The sequence below is a fragment of the Porphyromonas pasteri genome (assembly GCF_014647755.1).
Lineage (GTDB): Bacteria > Bacteroidota > Bacteroidia > Bacteroidales > Porphyromonadaceae > Porphyromonas > Porphyromonas pasteri.
The window spans coordinates 477624-497343 of sequence record NZ_BMPU01000001.1; the positions used below are offsets into that span (position 1 = coordinate 477624).

The 19720-nt window shown below is 55.1% G+C and carries 14 protein-coding genes; 12 read left to right on the plus strand and 2 right to left on the minus strand.

Annotated elements, in window-relative coordinates; all coding sequences use genetic code 11:
• The 4 genes from IEX77_RS01905 to tilS are packed head-to-tail and all read left to right on the plus strand — an operon-like array spanning nt 1 to nt 4899.
• Nucleotides 1-1563, plus strand: a complete 1563-nt coding sequence (locus IEX77_RS01905) for a PepSY-associated TM helix domain-containing protein (RefSeq protein ID WP_188807459.1) — start codon at nt 1-3, stop codon at nt 1561-1563.
• Nucleotides 1560-2666 (plus strand): Nif3-like dinuclear metal center hexameric protein, encoded by a 1107-nt coding sequence (locus tag IEX77_RS01910; RefSeq protein WP_188807460.1) that lies wholly within the window; start codon nt 1560-1562, stop codon nt 2664-2666. The genes IEX77_RS01905 and IEX77_RS01910 overlap by 4 nt, the downstream gene beginning before the upstream one ends.
• On the plus strand, nt 2666-3529 hold the full coding sequence (locus IEX77_RS01915; protein ID WP_229770771.1) for a zinc ribbon domain-containing protein: 864 nt from the start codon (nt 2666-2668) through the stop codon (nt 3527-3529). Before IEX77_RS01910 ends, IEX77_RS01915 begins: the two co-directional genes overlap by 1 nt.
• Before the next feature lie 8 nt (nt 3530-3537).
• Nucleotides 3538-4899, plus strand: coding sequence for a tRNA lysidine(34) synthetase TilS (gene tilS, locus IEX77_RS01920; RefSeq protein ID WP_188807461.1), 1362 nt, complete (start codon nt 3538-3540; stop codon nt 4897-4899).
• Nucleotides 4900-4977: 78 nt separating this feature from the next.
• Here the strand turns inward: tilS and IEX77_RS01925 are convergent, their stop codons facing one another.
• A complete protein-coding gene (locus tag IEX77_RS01925) occupies nt 4978-5724 on the minus strand; it encodes a WGR domain-containing protein (protein ID WP_188807462.1) in 747 nt (248 codons plus the stop codon).
• Nucleotides 5725-6012: 288 nt separating this feature from the next.
• A complete protein-coding gene (locus tag IEX77_RS01930) occupies nt 6013-7317 on the minus strand; it encodes an acetyl-CoA hydrolase/transferase family protein (RefSeq protein WP_188807463.1) in 1305 nt (434 codons plus the stop codon).
• Between the two features lie 428 nt (nt 7318-7745).
• Here IEX77_RS01930 and IEX77_RS01935 point away from each other — a divergent pair, with 428 nt between their 5' ends.
• The 8 genes from IEX77_RS01935 (at nt 7746) to IEX77_RS01970 (ending at nt 19672) form a co-directional block, all read left to right on the plus strand.
• Entirely contained in the window at nt 7746-8459 is a 714-nt protein-coding gene (locus IEX77_RS01935; RefSeq protein ID WP_188807464.1) for a hypothetical protein, read from the plus strand.
• The gene (locus IEX77_RS01940) at nt 8456-10771 is read left to right on the plus strand and encodes a TonB-dependent receptor (RefSeq protein ID WP_188807465.1); all 2316 of its coding nucleotides are present in this window, start codon (nt 8456-8458) and stop codon (nt 10769-10771) included. The genes IEX77_RS01935 and IEX77_RS01940 overlap by 4 nt, the downstream gene beginning before the upstream one ends.
• Nucleotides 10772-11349: 578 nt before the next feature.
• Nucleotides 11350-14079 carry a TonB-dependent receptor gene (locus tag IEX77_RS01945; protein WP_188807747.1) on the plus strand — a complete coding sequence of 910 codons (2730 nt, stop codon included), beginning with the start codon at nt 11350-11352 and terminating at the stop codon, nt 14077-14079.
• Nucleotides 14080-14268: 189 nt separating this feature from the next.
• The gene (tsaE, locus tag IEX77_RS01950) at nt 14269-14721 is read left to right on the plus strand and encodes a tRNA (adenosine(37)-N6)-threonylcarbamoyltransferase complex ATPase subunit type 1 TsaE (protein WP_188807466.1); all 453 of its coding nucleotides are present in this window, start codon (nt 14269-14271) and stop codon (nt 14719-14721) included.
• Nucleotides 14721-15311, plus strand: coding sequence for a thymidine kinase (locus tag IEX77_RS01955; protein ID WP_188807467.1), 591 nt, complete (start codon nt 14721-14723; stop codon nt 15309-15311). The genes tsaE and IEX77_RS01955 overlap by 1 nt, the downstream gene beginning before the upstream one ends.
• Before the next feature lie 13 nt (nt 15312-15324).
• Complete coding sequence (locus tag IEX77_RS01960) at nt 15325-16188, plus strand: 5'-nucleotidase, lipoprotein e(P4) family (protein WP_188807468.1); 864 nt, start codon at nt 15325-15327, stop codon at nt 16186-16188.
• Nucleotides 16189-16232: 44 nt separating this feature from the next.
• Nucleotides 16233-17558, plus strand: coding sequence for an L-cysteine desulfidase family protein (locus tag IEX77_RS01965; protein ID WP_188807469.1), 1326 nt, complete (start codon nt 16233-16235; stop codon nt 17556-17558).
• 65 nt (nt 17559-17623) lie between these two features.
• Nucleotides 17624-19672: an Ig-like domain-containing domain gene (locus IEX77_RS01970; protein WP_229770772.1), complete on the plus strand. Its 2049-nt coding sequence runs from the start codon at nt 17624-17626 to the stop codon at nt 19670-19672.
• The last annotated feature ends 48 nt before the right edge of the window (nt 19673-19720 follow it).

Below are 19720 nucleotides of genomic sequence, written 5' to 3' on the forward strand. Positions count from 1 at the left end.
ATGAAGGCAAAGAAGATACACAAATATCTGGGGATCCCACTCTGCTTTCTACTCTTCTTGGCAGCCCTCTCTGGGATCATCCTCAACCACCGAGACCTACTACAGAGCATAGACATTCCCCGTGCAGTCCTCCCCAGCGACTATAAGTTCGAGAAGTGGAATAATGGGGCTGTGCGAGGTGTACTCCGCGCCGACAGCTTAGCCTATATCTATGGGAGCGTAGGCGTGTGGGTGACCGACAGTAGCCTACGACGCGAGGCACGACCACTGCATGCGGGCTTTGTCCGTGGCGGTGACGAAGCTAAGATCATGTCTATGGCGCGAGATACAACGGGCGGGATATGGGTCGCCTCGCAGTATCGCCTCTATCGCCTGGCTCCTCAGCGTGACCGATGGATCGAGCAACCCTTACCGAGCTCTGTACGTGGGCGCTTGGCTGATCTACAGATCACGGGCGACTCCGTGCTGCTCCTGAGCCGCTCCCTACTCTACCGCCGTTCGCTTAGTGATCCCAGCTGGACGACCTACGAGCTAAAGAAGCCCGATGGATATACGGGGAAGATCCTACTCTTCCAGATCCTGTGGATGCTCCATAGCGGAGAGTACTTCGGTCTCACGGGACGAATCATCGTCGACATCATAGGGCTCTTCGTCATACTCCTCTCCATCACGGGGATCTTCTACACTATCTTCAGCCACCGTCTGATGGCGAAGAAGAACAAGCACGGGACGAAGGAGGCCACCGAGAAGAAGCGACAACTCTCGCGCAAGCTCTCCATCCACTTCAAGTGGCATAAGGTCATCGGCCTTCACCTCTACTATATCCTCCTCTTCGTCTTCATCACGGGATGGGTACTCCGTCCTCCGCTGATGATTCCCTTCATCCTCACGAAGGCGCGTCCGAATACCTTCAGTACCCTCTATAGCGAGAACCCTTGGTTCGACCGTCTGCGTGGTATTCGCGAGGATCACAAAAATGGCGGGTGGCTACTCTCGACGAGCGAGGGATTCTTCAAGCTCCGAGACTTCTCGGCTAAGCCGGAGAAGTGGGAGCTCCAGCCCGAGGTCAGCCCGATGGGAGTCAATGGCTTTGCTCAGCGTCCTGATGGGAGCTGGCTCATCGGCTCCTTTGCTGGGCTCTTTGAGGTCTACCCTGGGGAGAAGGATCCTATACGCAACTACTTCACGGGTGAGGTCATCCGTGAGGTAAAGATGGGGCCTCCTATAAGTGACTACCTGGTCTCGGGACTTCTCGCAGGAGACACTCCCAGTGAGGACTACGTCTTCCTTCACTACCGAGGTGCCGTACGTAGAGCCTCTGACCACAAGACGGGAGCACAAGACCTCCCCTTCGTCCACCAGCCTGAGGCGCTCAATGAGATGCCTTATTCCCTCTGGCAGGCAGCTCTCGAGCTCCATGCTGGACGCCTCTATCGTCCTTTCCTCGGCAAGTGGGGGACGGATCTATTCATCTTCTTCTTCGGCCTCGTCTCTGTCATCGTCCTCATCACAGGACAGAGGAACCGACGTAAGAAAAAGAAACAAGCTAAGCACGACCGATGACACCTATATATAAGGTATGGGAAGCCCTCACAGAGAAGCTCCCTACAGCACTACAAGAGAGCTACGACAACTGTGGCTTACAAGTCGGCGATCCTTCGCAGATAGCTACGGGCGTACTCTGCTGCGTTGACATCACCGAGGCGGTCCTCCAAGAGGCTATCGCCAAGGGATGCAACATGATCATCGCCCACCACCCCCTCCTCTTCAAGGGGCTAAAGCAGGTCGGCACCTCCAGCTATATCGAGCGCTGCGTATGCCTGGCGATACGTCACGATCTCACGATCTATGCAGCTCACACCAATGCCGACAATGCGGACGGCGGGCTGAACGACCTCTTAGCCGAGGAGCTGGGACTGGAGTCCGTCACAGCCTTAGCACCAATGTCCGACACGCTCATGGAGCTAGTGACCTTCGTCCCAGCGAAGGAGCTGAACCAAGTAGCAGAAGCACTTTGGGCCGCAGGTGCAGGCTCGATCGGGGCATACGACAGCTGTAGCTATCGCTGCTCTGGGCAGGGGACGTTCCGTGCTCTTGACGGAGCTCATCCCTTCGTAGGCGAGGTCGGGCAGCTCCATGTAGAGCCTGAGGAGCGACTAAGCCTCACCTTCCCAGCCTACCGACAGCGTCAAGTGGAGCAAGCCTTGCTAGCCAGCCATCCTTACGAGACACCCGCCTACAGCATTACCCGACTGCAGAACGTCCATCCACGTATCGGTGCGGGCGTCATCGGAGAACTCCCCGAAGCAGAGCCCATAGAGAGCTTCCTACGCAGAGTAGCAGTCTATTTCAAGACTGAGCAGCTTCGCTACAGCGTGACTGAGAAGACCGTCATCAAGCGTGTCGCTATCTGTGGCGGAGCTGGTGCCTTTCTCTGGAAGCAGGCGAAGCAAGCAGGCGCCGATATCCTCATTACAGGCGAAGCCAAGTACAACGATTACTTTGACTGCGAAGGAGCTCTCATCCTCTGTACGGTGGGGCACTACGAGAGCGAAAGCATTGCGACTCAGCTCTTCGCACAGATCATCTCAGATAAAATGCCTAACTTTGCGGTCTATCAAAGCGAGTTAGACTCCAATCCTATAAAAGCGTTACAGCATCCATAATGGCGAAAGAAACAACGACAAAGAAGACGACCACCAAGAAGTCAACCAAGGCTAAGGAAGTAGCTACCCCAGAGGTGGCTACGACAGTAGCAAGCCCTGAAGCTAACGTTAGCTCTGCCGACCGGACGGTAGCAGACAAGCTCATCGCCCTGAGTCGCCTACAGGAGACCTTCACCAAGATCGACCATATCAAGACCCTCCGTGGTGAACTCCCCCTCGAAGTACAGGACCTCGAAGATGAGATCGAAGGTATGGAGACGCGCCTCAAGCACCTCGAAGAGGACAACAAGCGCCAGGTGCAGGCTGTAGCTACTGAGAAGGCTAAGATCCAGAAGGCTGAAGAGCGCATCGAGGAATATAAGGAGCAGCTCAATAACGTCAAGAACAACCGCGAGTACGACAACCTCTCCAAGGAAATCGAATTCCAAGGCCTCGAGATCGAGCTCTCCCAGAAGCGCATCGCTGAAGGGACGACCGAGATCCAGCACCGCAAGGAGCGTATCGCTACCCTCAAGGAAACTATCGGTGAGCGCCGTGTAGACCTGGAGGCTAAGCAGGAGGAGCTGGCACGTATCAAGGGGGAAACAAAGCAGGAAGAAGAATCTCTCCGTGCTGAGGCTATCCGTTTGGAAGAAGGTATCGAGGAGCGTCTTCTCCACGCCTTCACTCGTATCCGCGAAGGAGCCCGCAATGGCCTTGCTGTCGTACCCATCGATCGTGATGCTTGCGGTGGTTGCTTCAACAAGATCCCACCCCAGCGCCAGGTAGATCTGAAGCTTCATAAGAAGATCATCGTCTGCGAATACTGCGGTCGTATCCTCGTCGATCCCGAACTCGTAGAGGAAGCTCACCAGCACAACTAAGAAGGGAGATGCGCTCTCTTCTCGAAGCTCAGGTCGCCACGACCATCCAAGAGCATCGACTCATAGATAGCGCTACCCAGCGTATATACATAGCCATCAGCGGAGGGGCCGACTCGGTCGCTCTGCTGATGGCTATGCTTGCTTTAGACTATGGCGAAAGACTCGAAGCACTCCACTGCAACTTCACACTACGTGGCGAAGAGAGCGACTGCGATGAAGCCTTCGTGCGGGAGCTATGCACGAAGCTCAGCGTTCCCTTGCAAATCAAGCGCTTCGATACTCGAAGACATGCCGAGGAGAAGGGCATATCTATCGAGATGGCAGCACGTGAGCTACGCTACCAGTGGTTTTGCTCCTTTACTGAAGGTAGTGAAGGCAGGAAGGTCGTAGCCGTTGCCCACAATGCTGATGACCAAGTAGAGACCCTACTACTCAACCTCTCTATGGGTACAGGCATCCGTGGACTCAGTGGTATGCCGTTCATCAAGCAGGCAGAAGGTATCATCCGCCCCCTACAAGCAACTCCCCGTGCACTCATACTTGACTATCTGAGTGCCCTTGGGCAAAGCTATCGTGAGGATAGCTCAAATAGCGATACCCGCTATAAGCGCAATCTGATTCGCCATCAGCTCATCCCCCTCTTTGAGGAGCTTAATCCTTCCTTTCGAGCGACGACCTATCGCACGATAGAGCACCTGCGCTCGACGGAGGCCCTCTATATGGAGACGATCGAGTGCTACCGAGCCGAACTGCTATCCCCCAATGGCTTGGAGTATAAGCCCCTTGCCACTCATCCCGAGCGAACGACCATTCTCTTCGAGCTCTTACGCCCCTATGGCTTCCAGCGCCCCGTCGTCGAGGAACTCAGTAAGCATCTCGCAGAGGGGACGGCTGGAGCAAAGTTCTACTCCCCCACCCACCTACTCATCCATGGTGTACAGCTGCTGGAGTTACTCCCACGTGAGGAGGGAGCAGCAGTATCCCTATCCATTGACATCAGCCAAGACGGGCAGTGCGCACTTCCCTTCGGAGGAGAACTACACTGGGAGCTCCTTTCCCCTAGTGCTCTAAAGGGTGGCTACCGCACACCTCGAGAGGTCGCAGTCTTTGACTACGATAGGTTAGAGTCCCAAAGGCTTACCATCCGCTCACGGCGTGAGGGCGACACCCTCCGCCCCTTCGGTATGTCGGGGAAGAAGCTACTCAGACGCATACTCATTGACGGGAAGTTCTCTCACCGCGCACGCCGTGAAGCCCTTTTGTTATGTCGAGAGGAAGCCCCCATCTGGCTCATCGGTCATGTGGCTGACCGCACCTTCGCACTCTCAGATACGACGCAGACTGTACTACGCTTCACCTACCACAAGTAGCTTCCATACAAATGAAGTCGCCCGCTTGGCATGAGGACCAAGCGGGCGACTTCTTTATTTATGAACGATTATGAGCAACTAATTAAGACCGACTTCACGAGCATAGATCTCCAGATCATCACGCTCTTGCAGGAGGAGTTCGACTGAGCAGCGGACAGGTGCTCCGAGACTCTTGAGTTTGACGAGGCGATCGAGAGAGCGTAGTGCCAAAGCATAGAGTGCCTTGGAGAGGCTACCCGTGATCTTCACCTGCGCAAGAGCCAGCGCCACGATGACACGATCCGTACGGCGGAGCTGCTCCAGCAGTGGGCGTCCCTCCAGAGTGAGGTTGCGCTGGGCTTCCAGTTCCTCATAGGTCTCTCCCTTAGGCGGGCAAAAGGGTAGATGATAGAGCTTGGATATCAATGAGGCTGGGTAATGTGTAAGGTCGGCCTTTGGTCGACGACGTAGGAGGTCACTGAGCTCCCATAGGGCATCACTCCCCTCATCATTTCCGAAGGGTGCCGCATCTTGGATACTGGAGTAATAGACCTCTGAGCCGAAGTACTTGCGGAAGGTCGGGTGGCTGGTCAGGGGATGTAGCCCCATCTCATCATCGTCATAGTAGAAGGACTGCATCGGATCAAAGCCAGGGAAGTCCTGGAAGCCTGCCTTTAGCTTTGCGTCGACCAACTGCTGGGCGCGCTCTTCGCACTCCGCGGCGTCGGCAAACGACTTGACCTCATAGCGCCCTGATGTAGATACCTTACCCCAGTTCGTCATAAGGTCCCCCCCCAGCGTCTCTACACGCCAGTAGCGGTCGGCCTGATGATCTGACAAACGCATTACTCTATTCATACTCATGCGATCAATTGGTTGGTAGGAGCGCGCTGTATTGTGGGGTTACGATGGTAAGGCTTCCGGCGACGATGCTCCCTTATGTGGTAGACAAATGTAGTCATTTATAATACAAAAACCTATTTTACCACAAATTTGATCTCTCCTCTTAAAAAATATGGGTAGCCACACCCTCCCCCTCCTAAAGCGAGCGAGAGCAAGGAGACCCTTCGTAGGGCTATTCCTTGCTCTCTTCTATATTGTCTGGAGGTATTTCAGCCGACTTGATCAAACGGGCTACTCACCGAAGCGCTCACGGATGACCTCCATGAGTCCAGGGCGGAAGTCAGGGTGAGCGATACTCGCCAAAGCCAGGGCACGCTCACGAAGGGTCAGACCACGGAGACGCACCACGCCGTATTCGGTAGCGATGTAGTCTACCTCATTGCGCCCTGAGGTCACGGTGGCTCCCGATGGCAAGACTGGGACAATGCGCGAGCAAGTGCCATCCTTTGCCGTAGAGGTGAAGGCTAAGATGGAGCGACCGCCACGCGAGCGCTTTGCCCCACGCAGGTAGTCGACCTGCCCACCCGTGCCACTATATTGGTTGAGTCCGATAGCTTCGGATGCTACCTGCCCGTAGAGATCTATCTCCAGGCAGGAGTTGATAGAGACCATATTGTCATTCTGCCCGACCATATAGGGGTCATTCGTATGATCGACGGGGTACATCTCGATCATATCATTCTTATTGACGAAGTCATAAAGTGCCTTCGTACCCATGATGATGGAGCTGACGACCTTGCGTGGATGCAGGGTCTTCTTCTCGCCCGTCACATTACCAGAGTTGATCATATGCATGACGCCGTCGGTGAACATCTCCGTGTGCAAGCCCAGATCTTTCCGCTCTTGTAGGCTCTGAAGCACGGCATCGGGGATCGCCCCGATACCGATCTGAAGCGTATCTCCGTCGTGGATGAGTTCGGCACACAGCTCACCGATGCGCTCTTCGACAGGCCCGATAGGAGCAAGAGGGAGCTCCACCAAGGGGCGGTCAACGGGGACGATATAGTCCAGCTTCGTCACATGGATGAGGTTGTCCCCTCCGATGAAGGGCATCTGCTTATTGATTTCTGCGATGACGATCCGCGCAGCCTCTGCGGCGGGCTTGGTATAGTCACACGATACCCCGAAGGAGCAATAGCCCTCTTCATTGGGCTCGCTCACCGAGATCAATGCGACATCGACAGGATAGATACCATTCCTAAAGAAGTCTGGGAGTTCATGGAAGTGACAAGGGAGATAGTCGACTCGCTTATCCAGGTAAGCGGGGCGGCTATTCTTGTCAAGGAAGTTAAGGACGGGATGTACATGCCCCACCATCTCTGGGCGGAGGTGCCAAGGCTCGGCAAAGTACAGCATGTGGAAGGCTTTCACGTCCGTGAGGCGCTCGCGATCATCGTAGAGGGCTTTGGAGAGGCTGCTGGGGGCTGCCACAGCATGGCCAAAGACCAAGAAGTCCCCGCTCTTTACTGCCGATCGCACGGCTTCGAGGGCGGTCGTAGTATGGCGAGCAATGTGCTCTTTCCAGGTAGTGCTCATTGATTTAGCTCTTATATGAAAAAGGGCTCCTGTGTAGTATTAGGAGGGCCATCTTCCCAAGAGACGTAGGCTAACGACCCCAGCACCCTGAGGTACAAAGCTGCGACTCCGATGAAGAAGCCTATCAAAGGTAAGTATTCTACTTTTCCCCAACAATACCCCCCCCTTCCACTCTTCACCAAAGCTGGCACACAACCGCATACCTTAGTTGGAGTCGAGCGTGCTTCATCCGTCACATTTTGACGATAAGTTGAATACATCTAACTTTATCGCAGATATAAGCATTGTGCATTCCGTACATAAGTACTATAAGGAGCTTAACATCTCCAAGAGAAAACGCATCACCATCCACCCAACGCAGGGAAGCTACCCAAGGATCGCTTCAAAGAACGAACACAGATATCCCACCCATCTTAATTCAAATCAATATGAAATCACTAACGACCCTACTTATTGCCGTGAGCATGCTACTCTCGAGCTTCGCTCTGCATGCTCAGAGAACAACAGAGTTCTTTTATCTCGGCAACGTGTACTGCAAGGCTAAGTCCGGAGTCGAGCAACGCTTCCCCTATCTACCGGTCTACCTCTCCCTCCAAGATAAGCCCAATGACATCATCGCAGTCACGATGACGAATGCTAACGGAGAGGCTTCATTCAAGGGCGTCCCGATAGACCCCTACAAGTACCATATCCTCTCGGTACATCTACCGAGTGGTACGTACCGCTTTCTCCGAACCCCTATCGAAAAGAACCCAGGCTTCAAAGACTACATCAGCACGCATATCCAGCTTGATGCCATGGAGAAGTACCTCACAGTCTCTACGATTGTTCCCAAGAAGGAGGATAGTGATAAGCTGGCACTTGACCTGGCGACGAGCGCCATCAAGGGTGCCCATCGGAAGGGGGTGACGATCTCCGATGCAGAAGGGCTTAACTACAAGCTCTTCGTCTCAGGGCGCATAGTGCAGGACAAGAAGCTGGCTGATGTACTCCTCAAGATAACGGGAGAGATGCTCGATAAGATCGTCATCACACACCCGACACAGGCGAATGACTACTATGCGGGGTCTATAGACTTCATGATTCGAGACATACCCATTCAGAAGGTTGGTCCCACGACCTTTACCTTAGAGCGCCTATGAGCAGATCATTCCTAATCGCTCTCCTCTTATTGATTGCCCCCCTTCGTCTCCTCGCTCAGATCGAGGTGCGGGGGCAGGTGGAGGATGCAAAGACTAAGGAGCCTATCGCCCTTGCCTCCGTCACGCTCGTGAGTGAGCGAGACTCGACACTCGTCCTCAGAGGGGCTACAGACCTGCAAGGGGGCTATCTCTTTAATGAGGTCAAGGTCGGGCGCTATCTTCTACGTATTAGCTTCCTCGGCTACAAGCCTCTGGAGCGACGGCTTCGTATCGTGATGCCCAGCCAAGGCTTCACGGTGGAGCTTCTCGATCAGCTACAGCAAGATAGTCAGGTGCTGGAGGATGTGGTGGTACAGGCTAAGGCTACGCATCAGCGAGCCGACCGTAGGGTGATCACCTTTGCACCGAAGGATGTCCGAAAGGCCCTACACAGCTATGACCTGCTCAAGACCCTACCCTCAGTCAGCTTCGATGTGATGAACGACCGCCTCAAGGGGACTATGGGAGGGGAGGTACAGCTTCTGATCAATGGGATTCGCTCCACAAAGACGGATGTACTTATGCTGCCCAAAGAGAAGATCAAGCGAGTAGAGGTATATGATATCCCGCCTGCTCAATATCGAGCTGTAGAGTGTGTGATCAATATCATCGTCTCCGGACTAGACGACGGCTACATCGCAGGTGGCTCGCTCAATCATGCCTTCACTACAGGCTTCGGAAATGATGAGGCCTATGCCTCCCTGATCAGTGGACGGCATAAGCTGAGCCTTGAGTACACACTGAACTATCGTGACTATCGTGACCGAGAGTCACTTGCACAGTATAGCTATAGTCTCAATCAGCAGGCACTACAGCTCACCTACTCAGACCATGATGCTTTTGGCTATACGACACACAGCCCCGCCCTCAAGTACGCCTACGTAGTGGATGAACGCTACCTATGGGAGGCTCGTCTACAGCCGAGAGCTGAGCGACGCTTCTCTGACAATATCGGTGCGGGTCTCTACACTGTAGACGGCGTCGCTGGAGAGAAGCTGACTACCACGGGTAGGGATAGGACCCAGCAGTTCAACCCTTCGCTTGACCTCTACCATTGGCGTAAGCTTGGAGAGAAAGATGAGCTGAGCCTTAACCTTGTAGGGACGCTCTTCTCCACCAAGAGAGAGACCAAGACCCGAGAGCAAGGTGTCGCTACAGGACTCACAAGCTACGAGGACTTCATGAAGCTGGACAATAGTAAGCGCTCGCTCATCCTCGAGCTAGCACACACCCGAGAGACGGGACGCTTACGGATCAGTTCGGGCTACAGGGGAGAGGTCTCCTTCCTACATTCACAGGTAGACAATCACTTCGGTGCCCTTGACTATACCAGCCGTACGTGGCAGCACTATGGCTACAGTGAGATCTCGGGGCGTAAGGGGAGACTACTGTATCGTGTGAGCCTAGGCTTGACCCACACGCACAATCATTCAAGCTACCGCTCCTACAGTAGCCTCGCCTTCACCCCGAAGGTCGTACTCGGCTATACCCTCGGTGGAGGTAGTGACCTGCGCTTGATGTACGATGACAAGCCCATCCTGCCTAGTCTGGATCAGCTCAGTAGCAACCGAAGACGAGCTACCCGTGATATCACTAGCGTAGGTAATCCCCAGCTAGAGAATGCGCATATGCGCCAGCTGACCGCTATGTATACGTATGCTAAGGGGATCTTTGATATCAAGTTGGTAGGTCTCTATATCCACACACATCGCCCGCATATCCAGGCTATGAAGCGTGAGGGGGCAGGGATCACGTTCGCTCCGATCAATGGAGCATGGAGTGACGAACTTGTTACGGCTGCTAGGGTGGTCGTCAAGCCCTTTGGTGACAATACCCTGAGCCTAGATACGTACCTCATACCTACGTATAGTCGACTTCGCTCATCGGAGATTAGTTATGATCGTAGTTCGCTCTATGGTGAGTTTTCGCTGACGGCCCAGCATAAGGGGCTACAGCTCTACTACAAGTACGCCCTCCCGACTTATACCTATGATTCGGGCTATGCCTCTCGTATGGAGCCAGAGCATACGGCTTCGCTCTCCTATCGATTAGGGAATTGGAAGTTCTCTGCCTCCATGCTATTCATCGGGACGCCGGCCTATTATCATGACTATACGCTCGGAGAACGCCTCGTCCAGTGGAGTAGTGAGACGTGGATACACGATAATAAGAATATGATCCTGCTTGGGGTGGCCTATCACTTCTCGCGAGGCAAGGACAAGACCTACTCAAAGAACCTTCAGAACGAAGATACCTCATCTCCTACGCTATAAGTAGCCGAGATACCCTCACCCCTGCGGGCCCATCTCTATAGAGCCCCCCTGTATGCTCCTTTTAAGGCGTATGCAGGGGGCTTTCTTTTCGGCAAATGCTACGAAGCATAGAGAAAGCGCTCCCGATCCTATGCATACCACAAGATCAAATAGCTATTGTAAGTAGCTGGATACGCATACAGATAGAGTCGCAGATCTACAGAAAAGAAGTCCTGCACCAGTAGCTGTAATCCGCTATCTACGTGGGTAGTCCTAAAGTCTACGTGCATAGATGACAAGTTCTCTGTACATAGATTTTAAATCCACGTACGTAGATATAACTTTTCTCGTAGAGCTATGAAGGAAATGCTGCTTAAGGATGGAGGAAATGCACCTCGACTTGATATGCTTAATCAATGCTCCAGCACCCATTATTAGGTATATAATAGAGGTACTTACATCTACCCTATACCTACATCTATGTATTTTGCAAAGGAGTAAGAGGAGGGGGCTATGAATGGCGTATTTTTGCTCACGCGATATAGCAACTTTACTCACTATAAATCATAGTAATAACCATGCGTAAGCTTTACGCCTTCATGCTCTCACTGCAGATCCTTCTGGTCTCGGCCATCGGTCTCAGCGGTGAGCTGGCAGCACAAGAGCGGCCGACCGATGCCAACATTATTGGGCACGTCACAGATGCGAAGACTGGCGAACACCTCTCAGGTATCACCATCGCTATCAAGGGGACGACCTTCGGTACGGCTACCGATGCCACGGGGCACTACTTCCTCAAGAACCTTAAGCAGAAGAGCGTGACATTGGTCATGCGCGGTCTCGGCTACCTCAGCCAGGAGCGTGTCGTAGAGATCAATCCAGACAAGGTCGTCGAAGTGAACTTCGACGCAGAGCCAGACAACATCCGTATCGATGAGGTCGTCGTCTCCTCCAACCGTCAGGCTACCCTACGCCGTCTCGCTCCGACGCTCGTCACCGTGCTTGACACCAAGCTCTTCGAGAGTACCAATGCTACGAACCTCGCCCAAGGGCTGATCTTCCAGCCTGGTGTGCGTGTCGAGAATAACTGCCAGAACTGCGGCTTCAACCAAGTACGTATCAACGGCCTCGACGGTCGCTACTCACAGATCCTCATCGACAGCCGTCCCATCATGAGTGCGCTGGCAGGGGTCTATGGTCTGGAGCAGATCCCCACGAACATGATCGAGCGTGTCGAGGTCGTACGTGGCGGTGGCTCTGCCCTCTTCGGCTCCTCTGCTATCGCAGGGGTGATCAACATCATCACGAAGGAGCCTCAGCGCAATAGCTTCTCCTTCAATGAGAGCCTTGGCTTCTCGGGCTTCAAGGATCTGGACAATAACCTGAGCTTCAATGGCTCACTCGTCAGCGACGACAACCGCGCTGGAGCTATGGTCTTCGCACAGGCTCGCTACCGCAAGGAGCACGACGTCAATGGCGATGGCTACAGCGAGCTTGGTCGTCTTGACTCCCGCTCGCTCGGCTTCCGTGGCTACCTCCGCCCCACGGACTACACGCGTCTGACCGGCGAAGTCCATACCTTCAGCGAAGCCCGTCGCGGTGGTGACCACATCGACTGGCCCGAGCAGGTAGCTGGTGTAGCTGAGTCCATTCGCCACTCCGTATATAGCGGGAACCTGAAGTTCGACGGCTACAGCGAAGACTACAAGCACCACTTCCAGCTCTACGGCTCCGCTCAGCACGTCACCCGTAACAGCTACTACGGTGGTATCGGTGAGACGAAGCTCCGCAACAAGGCCGGCGACAAGTACATTGATAAGGATGGCAACGAGACCACAGATGAGGGCAAGGCAGTGAAGGCAGGCTCTATCGGTCGCCCCATCCACACCTCTGACTATGGGAAGAACTTCGGTATCACCCGTGGGATGACGTGGGTCGGTGGTGCACAGTACACCTATGACTTCGACCACTTCCTCTTCATGCCTGCTCAGCTCCTCGCTGGTGCTGAATACAGCTATGACCGCCTCGAGGACAAAATGCCTCTGAGAGAATGGGAGACCGAGAAGACCGTCAGTGATGGCTTCGACCTCAGCGCTAACCCCATCTCCCTCTCCCCTGCCCTGCGTCAGGTCATCCGCAACGCCAGCCAGTTCGCCCAGATCGAATGGAGGAACGACCGCTGGAGCGTCCTACTCGGCACGCGTCTCGATGAGAACTCCGCCGTCAAGAAGGCTATCTTCAGCCCCCGCGCTACCCTGCGCTACAACCCCACGAAGAATATCAACATCCGCGCTACCTATGCCAAGGGCTTCCGTGCACCTCAGGTCTTTGACGAAGACCTTCACGTCGGGGTCGTCGGTGGTGAGGCACAGCGTGTGACCAATGCTGAGGACCTTCGTCCTGAGATCTCCCACTCCTTCAGCCTGAGCAACGACATGTACTTCACCCTCGGTGGTGCACAGGTCAATGTCCTTGTCGAAGGCTTCTACACCCGTCTGCTTGACGTCTTCACGAACTATAAGGACAAGTCTGAGAACGGGATCTCCTACTACACGCGCCACAACTATGGGATCGATGACAATGGTCATCAGGTCTCCTCGGGCGCCAAGGTCCTCGGGCTGAACCTCGAGGGTAAGATCGCCTATCGCTGGCTCTCCCTCCAGGCTGGCCTCACGCTCACCAGCAACAAGTACGACGTCAACCAGGAATGGGGCGTACGTCAGAAGGTCCAGGGTGACCACGATGCGGCCTACTACGAGTCCTTCGTGCCTAAGGCTGACGGCTCTGACTTCGACAATGTCGCTGTAGACAATGAGCCTCAGACCATCTCGATGACCTCCAAGGAGATCACTCGCACGCCCTCTACCTACGGCTACTTCACGATCGGCATCAACCCCGTCCGCCCGCTGAACATTGCTCTCACGGGTACCTTCACGGGCTCAATGTACGTCCCTCACGTCGTCAAGTGGGGGCAGAACTCCGCAGTCACCGACCGTACGGCTATCGCTGCTGGTCTGCGCACCGAAGGCTATAAGCTCCCTCTCGTAGATGCTACAGGTGCTGCTATTCTCGAGGATGGCGCACAGAAGGAGGTAGATGTCGAGTGGAACGAGCTGGTCAAGACCAAGAGCTTCTTTGACCTCGGCGCTAAGATCACCTATGACCTGCGCCTCTTCTCTAAGAGCAACGTCCAGCTCTACTGTGGTATCAACAACCTCTTCAATGCCTTCCAGAGCGACTACGACTTCGGTCCAGACCGTGACAGCGGCTATATCTACGGCCCCACGATCCCTCGCTCAGGCTACTTCGGGGTGAAGTTCACCTTCTAATCCCGCCCCCATCGCCCGAGGACAAGACGTCCCGAGTGCGACACGATTTAGAGGCTGCCCCTACCTTCTCCTATAGAAGTGTAGGGGCAGCCTCTATATATAGGTATATAGACTATGCACCGAATATCTTAAATTTGCGGGTGAGTATATGCTGGGGCACGTACGCTCTGGCACAATCAAGACAAGCGAATGGACACTGAGACCACCTACCTCTTAGCCTCCCCAGACACACTGGAGCCCGTAGCGCTCCAGTTCATCGAGGAGGTCCTCCCCTGGGGGGATATCTTCGCCTTCTATGCCCCCATGGGGACTGGCAAGACGACCTTCATCAAGACCCTCTGCGAAGCCCTCGGCGTGCAGGATGTCATCAATAGCCCGACCTTCTCTATTATCAATGAATATCGCGCTGAGCCCTCGGGAGAACTCATCTACCACTTTGACTGCTACCGCCTGGAGAAGCTCAATGATGCGCTGAACCTCGGAGCCGAAGATTACCTCCAGAGTGGCGCACTCTGCTTCATTGAGTGGCCAGAGGTCATGGAGGACATCCTACCAGCTGACACGGTACGCGTTACTATAGAGGAGATCGAAGGCGGGGCACGACGCCTCACCGCACGCTATAATAAGACGGAGGACAAGTAATGCTTAATCCATTTGAGACGGGTCAGGCCCGTGTACGCGGTAGCATCGAGGTGATCTGCGGCTCGATGTTCAGCGGTAAGACAGAGGAGCTCCTTCGTCGCCTGCGCCGCGCCAAGATCGCGGGGCTACGCGTAGAGATCTTCAAGCCCTCAGTAGACACCCGCTATGATGAGACCGAGGTCGTCTCCCACGACCGCAATGCTATCGCCTCTACGCCGATAGATAATTCGTCGAACCTTCTCCTCTTAGCTTCGGACGTCGATGTCATCGGAATCGACGAGGCACAGTTCTTCGATGAGCACCTTCCCGAGGTCGTCGAGCAGCTGGCAGACCAGGGGATCCGCATCATCCTCGCTGGACTAGATATGGACTTCCGTCGCCAGCCTTTCGGCCCTATGGCGCAGCTCTGTGCTATAGCAGACTCGGTAGACAAGATCCACGCGATCTGCGTAGGCTGTGGGAGCTGGGCGAACTACTCCTACCGCCTCGTCTCTGGTGAGCAGCAGGTCATGCTCGGCGAAGCCAAGGAGTACAGCCCGCTATGCCGTACCTGCTACCTCAAGCACACACAAACCCACAAGGAATCCTAACCCCACGACGATAATGAATACCAATAAACTCCTCACTCTCGGAGCTTCTACCGCACTATCACTCACGCTCCTCTCGAGCTGCGTCATCGCTATTGGCTCAAACAAAGAGCAGAATACGACCTACTCTCCAAGTGGGAAGGTAGCTTATGCGATGAGCCCTACCCTCGGTGGTAAGCTCTTCTCGGCAGCCTGGATCCAGCGCTCTGCCGAGTACAAGGCACTCTGCCAGCAGGCCTACAATATCGCGACCGAGCGTCTCGTAGCAGCGACATCAACTCCCTTAGCCTCGGGCGAAAAGCGCTGGGCTATCGTCACCGACATCGATGAGACCATCGTCGACAACACAGCGAACTCCGTCTACCAAGCACTCAAGGGCGAGGACTACTCCCAGCCTTCGTGGGACCGCTGGTGCGATCAAGCTGATGCCGTAGCTCTGCAGGGCGCTGTCGAGTTCTTCCGCAAGGCCGATGCCCTCGGTGTGGACATCTACTACATCTCCAACCGTGATGAGGTCAATCGTGCTGGTACGAAGAAGAACCTACGTGATCTGGGCTTCCCACAGGTAGAGGATAGCCACTTCATGTTCAAGGACAAGTCCTCCGACAAGACCTCTCGTCGCAATGAAGTCCTCAAGACACACAACATCCTGATGCTCCTCGGTGACAACCTGGGTGACTTCGACCACTTCTTCGATGTACGTAACGAGGCCGTGCGTGATCAGGGCGTCTTACGCTTCGCCGCTGAGTTCGGCAAGCGCTTCATCGTCCTACCCAACCCCAACTACGGTGCTTGGGAGCCTGCGATGAACGGAGGCTATCCCGACCTCAAGACCAAGGACGGCAAGCTCACTACCATCCTTCGCACTCAGAGTAAATAACACACTCCCCTACTACACTACTTACCTTAGACCATCAGAACCCCATGCTTACACCCACACAGATACGACAGATCACTGCTCTCATGCACCGTGAAGTCGTACCCGCTACAGGCTGTACCGAACCTGCAGCCGTAGCCCTCGCCGTAGCCTATGCTGCGGCACAGACGACCGCTGAGCCCCGCTCGATAGAAGTCCTACTCAGCGGCAATATGCTCAAGAACGCTATGGGCGTCGGTATACCCGGCACGGGAACCTTTGGTATCCCCATCGCGATCGCTCTCGGTGCTATCTTAGCAGCACCCGAGAAGCAGCTGGAGCTCCTCGACACCTTCACTGATGAGGAGCTTCATCAGGCCCAGAAGCTTGTAGCAAGCGGCTGCATCCAGATCGGGCTGAAGGAAGGTGACGACGTCGACCGCCTCTACGTCGAAGTACTACTGACCGATACAGAGGGCCGTCTATCGACTGCCATCATCCAGGCTACTCATACAGGGCTCACAGCGCTCACCTATGATGGTGAAGACCGCTTCGTGCCACGTACCGCCGACACGCCCTGCACGAAGTGTCCCGAGAGTAAGGACGAAGAGGAGACGATCGCCTTGAACTTCGACCTCGTCTATGAGTATGCTCTGTATGGCCCGCTGGAGGAGCTTGACTTCATCTACGAGGCCGCACTGCAGAATAAGCGTGCCAGCGAGTTCTCCTTCACTCACAGCTATGGGCATAGCCTCGGCAAGCTCATCAATAGCGATATGGGACGTCGCTACCTCGGCAATACGCCCCTTACGCAGATGCTGGCCTATACCAGCTCTGCCTGCGACGCCCGTATGGATGGTGCACCCATCACGGTGATGAGCAACTCGGGTAGCGGCAATCAGGGGATCTCCTCAATGCTCCCCGTCCTGACCTTCGCCGAAGAGCAAGGCGCAAGTCGTGAGGTCGCCACTCGAGCTATCATGCTCAGTAGCCTCCTCGTTGTCTATATCAAGCAGCTCTTAGGTCGCCTCTCCTGCCTCTGCGGGATGGTTGTCTCAGGGATTGGCTCCGCCTGTGCTATCACCTACCTCATGGGTGGCACGAAGGAGCAGTCTATCGGAGCTGTGAAGAATATGATCGGCAACGTCTCGGGGATGATCTGTGACGGTGCTAAGCCCAGCTGTAGCCTCAAGGCTTCGACGGGCGTGAGTTCTGCACTCATCTCCGCTATGCTCTCTATGCAGGGACACGTCGTCACCGCTACCGAAGGTATCGTAGACGATGATATCGACGTCTGCATCCGCAACCTCGCAGACCTCGGTCGTGATGGCATGGCCCAGACCGACCTCAAGGTCCTCAAGATCATGACGAGCAAGGGCAAGCGTAATGCTTAGTCCCCGCTATTTGGGTTCACCGATAGTGTCCCGCTCGTCTCACATATGTAATCAGCTACTATTGGATGAACCCAAATAGAACGATGCACTTTGCGCTCAGCTTCCTGGCAGGATCCCTCCTGCTATGGGGCTGTGCGAACCAAGGTACACCCGAAGGTGGCCCCTTTGATACGGAGCCACCTCGCCTCCTCCAGGCCTCACCTGCGGTGAAGGCTACGGGAGTCAATACACGCCACTTCACCCTGACCTTCGATGAGAATGTCAAGCTCTCCAGCCAGACGGACAAGATCATCGTATCCCCACCCCAGCGTGAGGCAGCACGTATCACGGCCAACGGGCGGCACGTCTCCATCGTACTCTCCGACACCCTGCGCCCTAATACGACCTACAGCTTCTACTTCGATGATGTCATCGTAGACAACAACGAGGACAACCCACTTGAGGACTTCAGCTACCTCATCTCCACAGGTGGGCAGATTGACTCGATGCAGCTGGCTGGTCGCGTCATCGATGCCTTGACCTTCGAGCCTGTCGAAGGGCTCATCGTAGGGGCTTATCCCGCCACAGACATCAATGACAGTACGCTCCGTAAGCGCCCTTTCCCCTTTGTCAGTAAGACCAATAAGCTGGGCTTCTTCACCATGCGTGGACTTCCCAATAGTACCTACAAGGTCTTTGCGACGAAGGACAACGACGCCAACTATCAGTACAGCGACCGTAGCGAAGGTCTTGCCTTCTCTCGCGAGAACTTCCAGACGACGCTGCGTGACAGCATGCGTACTGACACGATACGCATCGACTCCATCGTGCGCCGTGACACGCTTCACCGCGACTCGCTCGTCACCTATCCCTTCACCTACTACTTCCCTCGCGACATCGCCCTACGCTATTCGGTAGCTAAGGTGCAGCAGTACGGCCTCGAGCGCCACAGCCGTCCCGATAGCTTGATCTGCCGACTGGAGTTCCTCGCTGAGCCCAAGAAGCTTCCTCGCCTTCGCTCGCTGGACAAGCCAACCGCACCAGCCGAATCCCTCTACTGGGCTACGGCTAAGGGCAAGGTCGTCGACCTATGGCTACGAGACAAGGAGCTCCTTGCACGCGACTCGGTGCGCTTCGCTCTCACCTACGAGAAGACCGACTCACTACTCCGTCTGCAAGAGAAGACCGACACGCTCGTCTTCATCAAGCCACAGGCACGAGCTAAGAAGCACGACAAGTCTGCTGAAAGAGAGAAGTCTCCTCTACAGATTACACTTACCGGAGCTTCGGGGGCTTTTGCTGGTACCCCAAGTGATAGCCTCTATGTGACGGCCTCACGTCCCCTTGCAGCCCTCCCCACCTCTGCGATTCGCCTGGAGGTACAGGAGGACTCACTCTACAAGCCTCTGGACTTCACCGTCGTACAGGACTCACTAGATCACCTGCGCTATACGCTCCGCTTCCCACGTGCCTATGGCAAGAGCTATCGGGCGCGCATTGATTCGGCTGCCGTACGTGACATCTATGGCGCTGCCTGCGACTCTGTCGCCTTCACGCAGCAGATACAGAAGGAGGACGAGTTCGGTCAGCTCACCATCACCCTCCAGGGTATCCGCTCTCACGCCCTCGTCCAACTCATAGACAAGAGCGATGCTGTCCTCCAGCAGTTCTATGGACATGAGGTCAAGGCGGACACGACGCAGAAAGCACAGCCCACAGCAGCATCTGCCGAAGGCGATAAGGTGCTCGCCGAGCTACTCTCTAAGCAAGCTCCTCAAGCCGCTAAGGCCGATAGCCTCCCCGAAGCAAAGACTCCCACAGAGTCCTGTCAAGTCTCCTTCCACGACCTGAAGCCTGGTGAGTACTTCGTCCGACTCATCGTCGATACGGACGACAACGCCGCCTTCACGCCTGGAGACTACCCTGATCGTGCCCCCGAGGAGGTCTATTACTACCCGCAGGAGATCTCCATCAAGAAGGGCTTCACCTCCGAAGAGCGCTGGGACATCCGCACGCAGTCACCTCTGGGCAGCAAGCCCGATGCCCTGCGCAAGGTCAAGCCTGACGAGGCGAAGAAGAAGCGCGAGGATAAGAACATCGAGTACTACAAGCGCTGGGGACGCAAGCGTCGCTAACCCCTCGCCTCTCCACCCAAAACAGAAGCGGTACAACTCCCATCGGGA

Coding starts and splice junctions, on each gene's coding strand:
- IEX77_RS01915 (WP_229770771.1), top strand. CDS start 2,666: ATGGCGAAAGAAACAACGACAAAGAAGACGACCACCAAGAAGTCAACC.
- IEX77_RS01965 (WP_188807469.1), top strand. CDS start 16,233: ATGCTTACACCCACACAGATACGACAGATCACTGCTCTCATGCACCGT.
- IEX77_RS01970 (WP_229770772.1), top strand. CDS start 17,624: ATGAACCCAAATAGAACGATGCACTTTGCGCTCAGCTTCCTGGCAGGA.
- IEX77_RS01945 (WP_188807747.1), top strand. CDS start 11,350: ATGCTCTCACTGCAGATCCTTCTGGTCTCGGCCATCGGTCTCAGCGGT.
- IEX77_RS01955 (WP_188807467.1), top strand. CDS start 14,721: ATGCTTAATCCATTTGAGACGGGTCAGGCCCGTGTACGCGGTAGCATC.
- IEX77_RS01935 (WP_188807464.1), top strand. CDS start 7,746: ATGAAATCACTAACGACCCTACTTATTGCCGTGAGCATGCTACTCTCG.
- IEX77_RS01925 (WP_188807462.1), bottom strand. CDS start 5,724: ATGCGTTTGTCAGATCATCAGGCCGACCGCTACTGGCGTGTAGAGACG.
- IEX77_RS01910 (WP_188807460.1), top strand. CDS start 1,560: ATGACACCTATATATAAGGTATGGGAAGCCCTCACAGAGAAGCTCCCT.
- tilS (WP_188807461.1), top strand. CDS start 3,538: ATGCGCTCTCTTCTCGAAGCTCAGGTCGCCACGACCATCCAAGAGCAT.
- IEX77_RS01940 (WP_188807465.1), top strand. CDS start 8,456: ATGAGCAGATCATTCCTAATCGCTCTCCTCTTATTGATTGCCCCCCTT.
- IEX77_RS01960 (WP_188807468.1), top strand. CDS start 15,325: ATGAATACCAATAAACTCCTCACTCTCGGAGCTTCTACCGCACTATCA.
- IEX77_RS01930 (WP_188807463.1), bottom strand. CDS start 7,317: ATGAGCACTACCTGGAAAGAGCACATTGCTCGCCATACTACGACCGCC.
- tsaE (WP_188807466.1), top strand. CDS start 14,269: ATGGACACTGAGACCACCTACCTCTTAGCCTCCCCAGACACACTGGAG.
- IEX77_RS01905 (WP_188807459.1), top strand. CDS start 1: ATGAAGGCAAAGAAGATACACAAATATCTGGGGATCCCACTCTGCTTT.